This window comes from Dickeya chrysanthemi NCPPB 402, from assembly GCF_000406105.1.
Classification (GTDB): domain Bacteria; phylum Pseudomonadota; class Gammaproteobacteria; order Enterobacterales; family Enterobacteriaceae; genus Dickeya; species Dickeya chrysanthemi.
The window spans coordinates 50,553-63,308 of sequence record NZ_CM001974.1 but is presented as its reverse complement, the minus strand read 5'-3'; the positions used below and the strand labels follow the sequence as shown (position 1 = coordinate 63,308).

General features: G+C 51.6%; 9 protein-coding genes. 6 read left to right on the top strand and 3 right to left on the bottom strand.

What is annotated here, in order from left to right; all coding sequences use genetic code 11:
• The first annotated feature begins 10 nt into the window (after positions 1 to 10).
• The 6 genes from DCH402_RS00420 (at position 11) to DCH402_RS00395 (ending at position 8,233) form a co-directional block, all read left to right on the top strand.
• Entirely contained in the window at positions 11 to 823 is an 813-nt protein-coding gene (locus DCH402_RS00420) for an ABC transporter permease (protein WP_039998929.1), read from the top strand.
• Positions 824 to 850: 27 nt separating this feature from the next.
• Positions 851 to 1,630, top strand: a complete 780-nt coding sequence (locus tag DCH402_RS00415) for an ABC transporter ATP-binding protein (protein WP_039998927.1) — start codon at positions 851 to 853, stop codon at positions 1,628 to 1,630.
• A 17-nt stretch (positions 1,631 to 1,647) separates the two neighbouring features.
• Complete coding sequence (locus tag DCH402_RS00410) at positions 1,648 to 2,367, top strand: urea amidolyase associated protein UAAP1 (RefSeq protein WP_039998926.1); 720 nt, start codon at positions 1,648 to 1,650, stop codon at positions 2,365 to 2,367.
• A gap of 2 nt (positions 2,368 to 2,369) precedes the next feature.
• Positions 2,370 to 3,005 (top strand): urea amidolyase associated protein UAAP2, encoded by a 636-nt coding sequence (locus DCH402_RS00405; RefSeq protein ID WP_039998924.1) that lies wholly within the window; start codon positions 2,370 to 2,372, stop codon positions 3,003 to 3,005.
• A gap of 99 nt (positions 3,006 to 3,104) precedes the next feature.
• Entirely contained in the window at positions 3,105 to 6,698 is a 3,594-nt protein-coding gene (uca, locus tag DCH402_RS00400) for an urea carboxylase (protein WP_039998923.1), read from the top strand.
• A 539-nt stretch (positions 6,699 to 7,237) separates the two neighbouring features.
• Positions 7,238 to 8,233, top strand: coding sequence for a hypothetical protein (locus tag DCH402_RS00395; RefSeq protein WP_039998922.1), 996 nt, complete (start codon positions 7,238 to 7,240; stop codon positions 8,231 to 8,233).
• Positions 8,234 to 8,603: 370 nt separating this feature from the next.
• On the opposite strand, the gene DCH402_RS00390 is transcribed toward DCH402_RS00395, so the two are convergent.
• From DCH402_RS00390 to DCH402_RS00380, 3 genes are read right to left on the bottom strand one after another with little or no spacing between them, the layout of a single operon-like run.
• Complete coding sequence (locus DCH402_RS00390) at positions 8,604 to 9,434, bottom strand: hypothetical protein (protein ID WP_039998920.1); 831 nt, start codon at positions 9,432 to 9,434, stop codon at positions 8,604 to 8,606.
• Positions 9,431 to 11,005 carry a hypothetical protein gene (locus DCH402_RS00385; protein ID WP_039998918.1) on the bottom strand — a complete coding sequence of 525 codons (1,575 nt, stop codon included), beginning with the start codon at positions 11,003 to 11,005 and terminating at the stop codon, positions 9,431 to 9,433. Before DCH402_RS00385 ends, DCH402_RS00390 begins: the two co-directional genes overlap by 4 nt.
• A 15-nt stretch (positions 11,006 to 11,020) precedes the next feature.
• Positions 11,021 to 12,550 carry an OmpA family protein gene (locus tag DCH402_RS00380; RefSeq protein ID WP_233276306.1) on the bottom strand — a complete coding sequence of 510 codons (1,530 nt, stop codon included), beginning with the start codon at positions 12,548 to 12,550 and terminating at the stop codon, positions 11,021 to 11,023.
• Positions 12,551 to 12,756 lie beyond the last annotated feature (206 nt).

Sequence of the window (12,756 nt, the reverse complement as noted above, 5' to 3'; positions counted from 1 at the left end):
AGAACGCCGGATGCGCAAATTGATCAACTACCAGCCGTTGCCGCTGACGCGCGGGATGATGGGGTTTCTGCCGCTACTGGCGCTGTTGCTCGTCTACCTGATGGCGTCCGACGCCCGGCTGGCGGTGAATGCCGCCGACAAGCTGTTGCCGGGGCTGGGCGCGATGGCGCAGGCCATGCATCGCATGGCGTTTGAACCCAACGAGCGCACCGGCGAATACCTGTTGTGGGTAGATACCGCCGCCAGCCTGCTGCGGCTGTTGACCGGCGTTGGCTTAAGCGCCGTGCTGGCGCTGGTATTCGGCCTGCTGTGCGGCGCACTGCCGGCGGTGCGGGCCACCCTGTCGCCGCTGATCACCCTGTTTGCACTGATCCCGCCGCTAGCGGTGCTACCGATCCTGTTTATCGTGTTCGGGCTGGGCGAGGTCTCCAAGGTGGTGCTGATCATGGTGGGAATTACCCCGTTTATCGTGCGCGACCTGCAACTCTACATCCAGAGCCTGCCGCAGGAACAACTGGTGAAAGCGCAAACCCTCGGCGGCCACAGCGGCCAGATCTTGTGGCGGGTGATCCTGCCACAACTGATGCCGCGCTTGCTGGACGCCGTACGCCTGTCGCTCAGCTCCGCCTGGCTGTTTCTGATCGCCGCCGAAGCCATCGCCGCCACCGAGGGGCTGGGTTACCGCATCTTCCTGATGCGCCGCTACCTGGCGATGGACGTCATTCTGCCCTACGTCGCCTGGATAACCGCGCTGGCGTTCCTGCTCGACGTGCTGCTGCGGGTCGTCAGCCGTCGCGGCTGGCCCTGGTATTACGCGAAATAAACCGTCGACCAGAACGCTGGAGAATCTATGTCGTTATTAACGCTAAAAAATCTCAGAAAAGAGTACGACGGTCAGGTGGTGCTGGAACGGCTCAACATATCCGTTGAAGAGGGCGAGTTCGTCTCTATTGTCGGTGCCTCCGGCTGCGGCAAAACCACCTTTCTCAAGATGCTGCTCGGTACCGAAAGCCCCAGCAGCGGCCAATTGCTACTCGACGGCGCACCGATGCCGCAAGAGCCGGATGAACACCGCGGCGTGGTGTTCCAGCGCTATTCGGTTTTCCCTCATCTGCGGGTGGTGGAAAACGTGATGATTGGCGCGGAGTTCGCCGAAGCGCGCTGGTTTGGTCGGGTATGGGGTACACGCCGCCGGGCGCTTCGCGACCAGGCGATGACGATGCTGCGCCAGGTTGGGCTTGAGCAATCCGCCCAGAAGTACCCGCATCAGTTATCCGGCGGTATGCAACAGCGGCTGGCGCTGGCACAGGCGTTGATAAAACGCCCGCGCATTCTGCTGCTGGATGAACCGTTCGGCGCGCTGGACCCCGGCATCCGTGCCGAAATGCACCAGTTAATCAGCCAGTTATGGCAAGAAAACCGCCTGACCATCTTCATGATCACCCACGATCTTAAAGAGGGGTTTTCACTCGGGTCACGTCTGTGGGTGTTCGACAAACTCCGTCAGGACCCACAAGCGCCGGACGCGTTTGGCGCCAGCATCACCTATGACCTTCCGCTGGATCGTGCGCCTGCCGGCGTGCGGGCCTCGGTGGGAGAACTGATTGATAGGCGGCGATATGTCGCCTGACCAGAAGGAATCACACCATGAATGATCATTATCAGACTGAACTGCCTGCCGGGTCGCACTGGTCGCTGGTCATGCGCCGCGGCACTGCGCTACACCTGACCGACATCGAAGGCGGCGCCAACGTCGGTATGCTGTTCTACAACCCGGAAAATCCGCTGGAGCGCTATAACGCACCGGATACGCTCAAATGCCAGCACACGTTTCGTCTGACCGCCGGGCACTGCCTGTATTCGGATATGGGGCGCATTTTCTGCGGCATCGAAACCGACGGTTTCGGCTGGCATGACACCGTGTGCGGCACCGCTAATGCCCAGCAGGTAGCGCGTCAGTTCGGCGAGCTGAACTACCAGCAGGCCCGTAACGACCGCCATCAAAACGGTTACGACAGCTTTCTGGTGGAACTGGCGAAATACGGTCTCGGCAAGCGCGACATGGCGGCGTGCGTCAACTTTTTCGCCCATGTCGGCAGCGATGACGACGGTAACCTGCGGCTTGAGCAACAAGGCAAGCCCGGCGCCGGCGTCACGCTGCGTTTCGCCATGGATACGCTGGTGATTCTGCACACCTGTCCGCACCCGCTCAGTACCGCCGCCGACTATCCGCGTCACCCGGTGTGCCTGACGCTGGATCATCAGCCTGCGCCGCTGCCGGATATCTGCCTGGCACGCCCGGAAAACCGGCGCGGGCTACGCAACAACACGCTTTACTATCTGGCTGAACAACCACAAGGAGTCTGAACATGATAAAGACCAGTCAACGCGACCCCGCCACGGCGGTTTACCGCGCCACCGTTCAGGCCGGCGACTACTGGCTTCACCGTCTCGAAGCCGGTCAAACGCTGCGCATCACCGACCTCGAAGGCAATCAGGCCGCCGATACCCTGTTCTACAATGCCGACGATACCGCCGAACGCTACAGCATGAGCGACACCCTGCGCGGTCAACACAACGTGTTTCTCACCACCGGCAGCGTGCTGCGCTCCAATGAGGACCGCCCGATGCTGGAAATCGTGGCGGACACCTGCGGCCGTCACGATACGCTTGGCGGCGCCTGCGCCACCGAGAGCAACACGGTGCGTTACGACCTGGAAAAACGCCACATGCACGCCTGCCGCGACAGCTGGATGCTGGCGGTGGCGCAACACCCGGAATACCGTCTGACTAAACGCGACATCACCCACAACATCAATTTCTTTATGAACGTACCGGTCACCCCGGACGGCGGGCTGACCTTTGCCGACGGTATCTCCGCACCGGGGAAATACGTGGAGATGGTCGCAAAAATGAACGTACTGGTGCTGATCTCCAATTGTCCGCAACTGAATAACCCCTGCAACGGCTACAACCCCACACCGATCGATATCGCCGTCTGGTAAATAAGGCGAAAAGCACACATCGGGAACAGCGACGCGCGGGACGACCCGCAACACGCGTCCAGAACAGCGCAGGACGACCTGCCCGTAAGAGACTCGGTCATGTTTGAGCGTGTATTGATTGCCAACCGTGGCGCTATTGCGGTGCGTATCATCCGCACCCTGAAAAAAATGGGCGTGAAAGCCATCGCGGTTTACGCCGAAGCGGACCGTCATTCACAACACGTGCGTCAGGCGGATGAAGCCTGGCCGCTGGGCGATGGCCCGGTGCGCGATACCTACCTGAATCAGGACAAATTACTGCACATCGCCGCTCAATGCGGTGCGCAGGCTATTCACCCCGGCTACGGCTTTTTGAGCGAAAACGCCGGTTTTGTTACCCGCTGTGAACAGGTTGGTCTGATATTTCTCGGCCCGACCGTGGCGCAGATGACCGCGTTCGGCCTCAAGCATCAGGCGCGGGCGCTGGCACAACACAACGACGTGCCGTTGCTGCCCGGCAGCGGCCTGCTCACCTCGCTGGACGGTGCCTGCGAACAGGCACAGCGCATCGGTTATCCGGTGATGTTAAAGAGCACCGCGGGCGGCGGCGGCATCGGCATGCAGCGCTGCAATGACGAAGACCAGTTAATCGATGCGTTTACCCGCGTGAAGCGACTGGCAGGCAACAATTTTGCCGATGACGGCGTATTTCTGGAAAAATTCATCGCTCAGGCCCGTCACATCGAAGTGCAGGTATTCGGCGACGGCCAGGGCAACGTGATAGCCCTTGGCGAGCGCGACTGCTCCGCCCAGCGTCGCAACCAGAAAGTGATTGAGGAAACGCCGGCTCCCCACCTGAGTGACGGCGTACGCGCCGAACTGCAGGCTACCGCCATCCGGTTATGTCGGGCGGTCAACTACCGCAGCGCAGGCACGGTAGAGTATGTGTACGACGAGAGCAGCAAGCAGTTCTGGTTTCTCGAGGTCAACACCCGTTTGCAGGTCGAGCACGGCGTCACCGAACTGGTGTACGGCGTCGATATCGTGCAATGGATGGTGGATCTGGGCGCGGGCTGCCTGCCGCCACTCGATACGCTTGCCGCCACCCCTCGCGGTCACGCCATTCAGGTACGGTTATACGCTGAAGACCCGGCCAAACAGTTCCAGCCGTGCGCCGGCTTGCTGAGTCACGTCGCTTTTCCAGACGCGCTGCCCGGCCTGACCCTGCGCATCGACCACTGGCTGGACAGCGGCAGCGAAGTGTCGCCGTTCTATGACCCAATGCTGGCAAAAATTATCGTGCACGGCGACAGCCGCGACGCCGCCCTCGACGGTATGGCGCAAGCGCTGGACGCCACATCGTTGTACGGCATCGAAACCAATCTTGACTGGCTACGCCACCTGCTGACCCTGCCTGTGGTCAGACGCGGAGAAATCATCACCGCGACGCTGGGCGACGTGGTCTGGCAACCGGCGACGCTGGATGTCCTTGGCGGCGGCACGCTCACCACCGTGCAGGATGCCCCCGGCCGCACCGGTTACTGGCACGTCGGCGTGCCGCCTTCCGGCCCGTTCGACACCCGCTCCTTCCGGCTCGGCAACCAGTTGCTGGGCAACGCGCCGGATGCCGCCGGACTGGAGATTACCCTGCGTGGGCCGACGCTGCGTTTCAACCACGAGTGTGCATTCGTGGTGACCGGCGCCATCATCGACATCCGGCTGGATAACGTCCCGCTCAATGGCGGGCGAATTCACTATGCCCGTACCGGTCAAACGCTCACACTCGGTGATGTTCAGGGTGCCGGTTGCCGCAGCTACCTGTTGCTGGCGGGCGGTCTGGCCTGCCCGGCTTATCTGGGCAGCCGCAGCACTTTCACGCTCGGCAAGTTCGGCGGCCATGCCGGGCGGGCGTTACGCGCCGGCGACGTACTGCATCTGGCCGCCCCGGCGCTGCCAGCCACAGACGTCGCCCTGCCAGCGCCCGACTGGAGCGCACACTGGGCGTTACGGGTGATTTATGGTCCGCACGGCGCACCGGACTATTTTACCCCGCAAGACATCGACACCTTCTTCGCCGCGGACTGGCAGGTGCATTACAACTCCAGCCGCACCGGTATTCGGCTGATTGGCCCCAAACCCCAGTGGGCACGAACCGACGGCGGTGAAGCCGGTATGCACCCGTCCAATATCCACGACAACGCCTACGCCTTCGGCACGGTAGACTTTACCGGCGATATGCCGGTTATTCTGGGGCCGGACGGCCCGTCGCTGGGCGGCTTCGTCTGCCCGGCTACAGTGATCCACGCCGATTTGTGGAAACTCGGCCAGCTCAAAGCAGGCGACAGCATCCGTTTTATTCCGGTGACGCCGGAACAAGCGGACGAACTGGCGCGCGCGGCGGAATCTGCCATCGCCGCCGGTCGTCCAGTCGCAGAAGCTGAGCTCACCCCCGATTGCCCGTCGCCGGTGCTGCACCACCGACCCGCGCAGGACGAGCGCCCTTCAATGACCTGCCTCGCCGCCGGCGACCGCTTCCTGTTAGTCGAATACGGCGAGCACCGGCTGGATATCGCCCTGCGTTTTCGCGTGCACGCGCTGATGCAGTGGCTGGAACAGCATCCATTGCCGGGCGTGCAGGAGCTGACGCCGGGTATCCGCTCGCTGCAAATCCATTTCGATAGCCTGCACTGCCCGCGCCGCGCGCTGCTGGCGCACCTGCAACAAGCAGACGACGCACTCGGCGACTTGCAGCACGCCGCCGTGCCCTCCCGCACTGTCTGGCTACCGCTCAGTTGGGACGATGATGCCTGCCGCGAAGCCATCACCCGCTATACCCAATCGGTCAGGCCCGGCGCCCCCTGGTGCCCCAGCAACATCGAATTCATCCGCCGCATCAACGGGCTGGATTCGGTAGAGCAGGTCAAAGACATCGTATTCGACGCCCGCTACCTGGTGATGGGGTTGGGCGACGTCTACCTCGGCGCCCCGGTCGCCACCCCGCTCGACCCGCGTCACCGTCTGGTCACCACCAAGTACAACCCGGCCCGTACCTGGACGGCGGAAAACTCGGTCGGCATCGGCGGCGCGTATCTGTGTGTATACGGCATGGAAGGCCCCGGCGGCTATCAGTTCGTTGGCCGCACGTTACAGATGTGGAACCGCGATCGACAAACCGACGCTTTTCGTCAGCCCTGGTTGCTGCGCTTCTTCGATCAGATTCGCTTTTATCCGGTCAGCGCACAGGAACTGCTGACAATTCGTGAACGCTTTCCGTGGGGAGATTATCCGTTACGGATTGAAGACGGGGAGTTTCGCCTCGCCGATTACCAGCGGAGTCTGGCGGAACAGCAACCGGCGATCGATGCGTTTCAGCAGCAACGCCAGCAGGCATTCGACGAAGAGCTGGCACGCTGGCGCGCCGACGGCCAGTTCACCTTCGACAGCAGCCTGCAGGAAATCACTCCCGACGATGAGGTGATCCCTGCTAACGGTTACGGCGTGGAAAGCCAGGTGGCAGGCAGCGTATGGCAGTGGCTGGCCACCCCTGGCGACAACGTCGCCGCCGGGCAAATCGTCGGCATTCTGGAGTCGATGAAAATGGAGATCCCGATTACGGCACCGGTCGCCGGCATTATCCACAAGCTGTACCGTCAGGCGGGGCAGCAGGTGCAGGCCGGGCAGTTACTGATGGTGATCGAACCGGCTGACGCCTGATATCGTTATTTTGTCGTTTACCCGGCCGGCCCATGCCAGCCGGGTATTTTTATGCGCAATAACGGTAACGATGTTCATGACGGGATTCAGGCAGGGCAATGTTTTGCGGGAAGCCATATCAGGGAAAAGCGGCGGCAGTCAATAAGGCCGGTAGATCCGTCGTGACATTTAGTGCTATATTCCCACGAAGTTTAGAATTTAGTATTAATCTTATACCCTAAATAATTCGAGTTGCAGGAAGGCGGCAAGTGAGTGAATCCCGATGAGCTTACTCAGGTAAGTGATTCGGGTGAACGAACGCCGCCAACACACCTGCAACTTGAAGTATGAAGGGTATATACCCTAAATAATTCGAGTTGCGTGTTGAACAATGCAGCGAATCTCCAGCAAGTCAGTGACTGGGGTGAGCGACAAATCGGCATGAGCCGAGTAAGAAAGCCAACACATTTGTAACATGGAATATGACGGGTATAGCAGGATGTGGGCTACGCCAACCGCATCAGAACGAATAATAAAAATGATCCCGAGGTTAACGCATAATGCGGTTATTATTTATTTGCCCGGATTGGGCTAATTTGGCTACACCTATCGTGACGGAGATGAAACGGCAGGGTCACGATGTGATTCATATTGATCATTGCGATCTGTCAACATTTCGCTATTTTGATTCACGTCACCGCATCGTCGCAAAGATTTATAAAACCATAACCGGAAAAAATTACAAACGGCTGGTGCTTGATAATCAAATAAAATTGGGTCTGCACAATTTCTTTATCGGCAGAGAACCATTTGATGCGATTATTATGACGGAACCCAAGCTGTTCAATAAACAGCATCTGGAAATATTACGTAGGCATGGAAAAAAGCTTGTCGCCACATTGTGGGATGGACTAAAAAAAGCACCGGGCAACGGCTTGCACCTCAGTGAGTTCGATCATGTACTCAGTTTTGACAGTGAAGACTGCGAACAATTTCACTTTGCCAAAATCACTAATTACCTTGATCCCACCTGGAAAAGTACCATACCTTATCAGGCGTGCGAGTACGATATTTTCTCTATTATGAGTTTCACGCAGGAGAGATACCGACAAGTCATCCATTTTCTTGATAAAAACCCTGATATCAAATCAAATATTATTTTTTATGTCGGGGAATCAGGAAAACCGAAGTATATAAAAGATAACAGAATAAAAACATCAGAAAAATTACTGCTGGGTGCTGAACTGGCCCATGAAATTAATAACTCCAGAGCAATTCTGGATATCCTGCAAGGCCAGCAGACGGGGTTATCATTTCGTGCATATGAATCGATGGCCTATCAGCGTAAATTAATTACCACCAATCCCCATATTATTGATTACGATTTTTATAACCCACAGAATATATGTATCCTGGATCAGGATGTATATATTCAATCTGAATTTATCCATACGCCTTACCAGCCTGTACCGGAAAATATCTATCAGCAATACACACTTTGCACGTGGGTAGAAAAAGTCATTCAGGAAATATCAAACAGCACCCGTAATCCATGAACCAATATAAACCTAAAAAATAATTTTAGATAGTTCCTGGATGCGCAACAATATTGCCCTATCAACCAGACGGATAAAAAGAATAGAGTTATACCCAAAATAATTCGAGTTGCAGGAAGGCGGCAAGAGAGTGACAAATTCGTCGGGAACGAATTTGACCAGCCAACGGCTGGCCTCTGGTGAGAGACAGGATGTCTCTCATTTCATCCCGATGAGCTTACTCAGGTAAGTGATTCGGGTGAACGAACGCAGCCAACGCACCTGCAACTTGAAGTATGACGGGTATATAACTTAACTATAGCAAACACTATAAATGCTACCGACAATAAGGATTACATTCATCGATAAACTTCTTATTGTCGGCTTTAAATTATTTTAGATTTACAGTAAGCTCTGGTACACCAAAACTCACTAGTTTCGCCTGAGACACATCAAAATATTGTCGCCAGAACCCTTCTAATTTCTGAATTATCTTTCCCGATCTATACACCCCAGGAGAATCTGTATCAATCAACCCTGCACCAGATATATAAATACTAGCTCCTGAAAAATCAGCTATCAGTTGTTGCTTTTTCACACGAACCATCTCTTTTTCTGGATCTAACAACCGGATACTATTGTTGCTATAAAAACTACTAAATTCACTATTTTCAAGCATATCCGAAATTAAAAGAATAACTCTTGTAGTTGCAGATTCAGATCTTAGATCCTCACTAATACGCTTAAGGCTGTCTAAAATTTCACTCTTGGCAATATTATTGCCTTTTTCCGCAAAACTTTCCGCCATTTTATTACCAATCGCTTTTTCAAAGAATTGCTTTTGCTGGACTAAACATCTATCTAAGGATTTAAGACTTTCCATCCCAATATGATTTCGAATATTTTTATCATTTAATGGAACCTCTAATTTCCCATCAAAGATACGCTTCATATAATTATCTTGAAGAAGAGCAGAGAACTGATATAAGACAATATGATCCCCTGCTTGCACATACCGAATGACCTGCTGCCATAGTGACTTCTTTAAGTCCAGAGGAACTTTTACTGTTTGATCAATAATAATAACTAACTCTCGTCCACTGTAATCTGGCCTAGACGATTCAAGTTTGACAGCACTATAGCAACTAGAAATATCGTTACGTTCACCTGCTGATACAGTAAATGCAATACTCAAAAAAAATAGTAGAAATAGTGTTTTCATACACCTTCTCCATCACGTGCTTTCTTTAAAGCCAGTTGAACACGTTGACGCTTCTGTAATGCTTCTAATGACAAACTCTGATCTTCAGCTATCAATTCCAACTCTTCAGGAGAGAGAGATGTAAGATCACCGAGTGCAAGAATTCGCTGCCGTTCATCATCCACATTATCAGAAGTTCCTTCTAACGATTTTTCCAATTTTTCTGGCTCAGGAGTATTACTCTTTTCAGATACTGATTGAGGGGTAATAGTTTTATACTGGTTTTTATATAGACCTTCCTTGTCAAAATCCGTACTCAATATTTTTGTCTTCACTTTCATCTTGATATATTCATCAAAAGTCGGTAGAGCACTTTTTTCTTCACTACCAGCAATACTATGTCGCATCGCAATTTTATTCTGGAGTGCGGTGAGTTTCTCTTGTGCATCCCTTTCAACACGTTCACGTCTCATGGCGTGCCATGCAGCGAACTCCTCTGAACTACTAAAATTACCGATATATTGAGCTGCTGATCTCGACTCAATACCAGCAAAAGAACGGTGAAGACCAATCATAATACCAATAATTTGTACACCAACAAAAATGACAGATAAAATTACAAATGCAAGCTTAGATGCAAAAACCTGATATTTACCTATTTCATCCAGTGCTTTTCTATTTGCTTTATCATTATCATCTTTTGCTCCCTTAGGAATATCAAAAGGACTATCTACACTTCCATTCAATGATTGTGAATAATATGGATTATTAATCTCTTCTGTTTGCAACTTATCAAGAGTCGCAGATCTGACAAAATAAGCACCAAAAGCAAAAAAAGCGATTAGGAACAACGCAATTATTGTTGACCAATATTGAGGCTTAACATGAACATTGTGCGTCACACGATTTAGCATTTGAATATAATTTGGCTCATCATCATCTAGCCTGGTATTCTCTAATGATATTTCGTGATTCTTACTGAGATCTACAGCTCCATTTTTTAGTCTTGCTTCCAAATACCAATAGCGTATTTTCTTTAACAACGTGTTTTTATGTAGCTCTGAGCCCATTAAATGGGTAGCAGGAACAAGAATAACACCAATAAGAACAGAAACAACAGTAGCAGAAATCTCTGCTTGTTCCGGAGTAATATTATAGGCAATGAATGGAGCTAAAACTAAAGCAAAAATAAAAGCCTCAAGCAAGACAAGAATAATACTACCAAACCATAATAACATACTGGTTGGTTTTCTTCCTCTCTCATCGACTTTGTTCAAATAGTTAACACAGCGGAGATAAAAGTCGGCATCAAGCGTTGAGCTTCTATAATATTGCCAATACTTTGCACAAATAGCCTCTTCTGCAGGATACCACTCAACACCTCCAGCACCTTTACGCCGTGGCTCATAACTACGTGAGAACCTGGCGATATAACCCATGATAGGTAAGCTGCTCATAAAGTTTAGGAAAAAATAGCTAACTGCCTCCCACCATCTTATAACTATGATGACCAGAGCCATTGCCCCTATAATTACCGTAAAGAGATGATAATATTCAGAGAGAATTTTTGTAATTCTTTGTAATAATTCCATAATTTAGCCTCTAAATCAGGTACGTGCCGGGTTATAATCCGACATATAAATTTTACTGTGATTATTATAAAATAACTGACCCTGCTGTACTTTCGAGGAATTCTTAGGAATCAACAAATCAATACAAGAAACAGATTGCTGGTTACCGTTTTGCAAATAAATACGATACAGAATGCTATCTTCACCTTCCCAGGCATTAGCAACTGCTTTCATCGGCTGATCGGCTTTACGGTTTTCCTTGGATTCATAATCTCGTGTAATATATACATGTGGATTTTCAACGACGATAGCACCATCTTTGAGCACTTTAACCGGGGATAAAGTAACTAGATGGTTATTAACCAGACCAGCCCAGGCTCTACCATTCATACCAACAAAATACTCTGTCGTTTTATGGGGTTCTACCGACGCCCCACTTTCAAGATTCTTTACCTGACCGGTAATACGGGCACTATCTACAACACAGCTTTTCAATGTATTACTGGCGCTAGCTTCAGATATCAAAGAAAAGCCAGAACTACGAGGCTTAAGACTGGATGCCAGAGAAGATGAAGAAGCGCTATTAAAAGGCTGACCACCGAAATCAACAAAAGTGCTACGGATTACTTCCCCCTCCGTACCCGATGTACCATTTTCCTGAGAAGTATCTACTGACCTCTTTTCTGATTTGACTACTGCGGGTACTCCCGTCGAAACAGCTCGTTTCTCAGTGGGCTTGGCTACCGCATTATGATGATCAACATTAGAAACAACCTTTGTCGCGTCAACTAACGATGCTGTGCCATAACGCAGATAAGCAAGGTTGCTGCCTTCTTGCTCAATACGCTGTTTGAGCAAAATCTCATTCGCTAAACTCACAATCTCAACCCGACGGTTCAATGATCGTCCGCTTTCGGTATTGTTCTCAGCGATCGGGCGAGAAGAACCCGCACCTTGAAAGTAGATTTTTCGTGCGCTGAGTCCTGACTGTTGTAACACCTGCCCAACATTGCGGGCTCGCCTTTCCGACAAGCTCTGGTTTAATTGTGCATTGCCACTTGCATCGGTATGCCCGACGATAAGAATAACTTCGTTACTATCGCTATTTTTCATCGCTTCGGCGATCTTTCTGACTTGCCGTAACCCATCAGCAGAAAGTTGATCACTGTCAGAATCAAACATACCACCCTCTGTAACCTGAGCAACTAAACCGACAGTTTCTGCATTACTCTTTTCCTTCGCTTTTAATATATTCGTCTTAATAGCAAGATGCTCTTCCGCAGCGATCTTCGCCAAGCTCCTCTCACGATTTTGCCAAATATTACCCACAGCACATCCGGCAGCCCCGCCTAGCAACCCTCCTACCGCTGCTTTTTTGGCATCGCCAGTCGCCAGGTAAGTAATACCTCCACCTAAAACAGCACCACTAATACAGCCAATAGCCGTACCATAATTTTGTCCGGTTTCATGAACATTCGCACAACTAGTTGTGAACGTAGCGAGTGCCAATATCATACCCACTTTCTTTAATGGAAATACTTTCAAGTTACCCCCCATATCAGCCATTATCATCAATAGTTATAAAAGATTAATTAATAATTAATTCACAATAGAATTATTTTTATTAAAAAATAATTAGCTTACATCCTTTTGACCACATCCGAACTAACCAAGTGACATACACCATAAAACAAGATTAATTAACCATAATATCCCCGTCATACTTCAAGTTGCAGGTGTGTTGGTTGTATTACTCGGCCTATCCCTGGGCC

Coding starts and splice junctions, on each gene's coding strand:
- DCH402_RS00405 (WP_039998924.1), top strand. CDS start 2,370: ATGATAAAGACCAGTCAACGCGACCCCGCCACGGCGGTTTACCGCGCC.
- DCH402_RS00380 (WP_233276306.1), bottom strand. CDS start 12,550: ATGGCTGATATGGGGGGTAACTTGAAAGTATTTCCATTAAAGAAAGTG.
- DCH402_RS00390 (WP_039998920.1), bottom strand. CDS start 9,434: ATGAAAACACTATTTCTACTATTTTTTTTGAGTATTGCATTTACTGTA.
- DCH402_RS00410 (WP_039998926.1), top strand. CDS start 1,648: ATGAATGATCATTATCAGACTGAACTGCCTGCCGGGTCGCACTGGTCG.
- DCH402_RS00420 (WP_039998929.1), top strand. CDS start 11: ATGCGCAAATTGATCAACTACCAGCCGTTGCCGCTGACGCGCGGGATG.
- DCH402_RS00385 (WP_039998918.1), bottom strand. CDS start 11,005: ATGGAATTATTACAAAGAATTACAAAAATTCTCTCTGAATATTATCAT.
- DCH402_RS00395 (WP_039998922.1), top strand. CDS start 7,238: ATGCGGTTATTATTTATTTGCCCGGATTGGGCTAATTTGGCTACACCT.
- uca (WP_039998923.1), top strand. CDS start 3,105: ATGTTTGAGCGTGTATTGATTGCCAACCGTGGCGCTATTGCGGTGCGT.
- DCH402_RS00415 (WP_039998927.1), top strand. CDS start 851: ATGTCGTTATTAACGCTAAAAAATCTCAGAAAAGAGTACGACGGTCAG.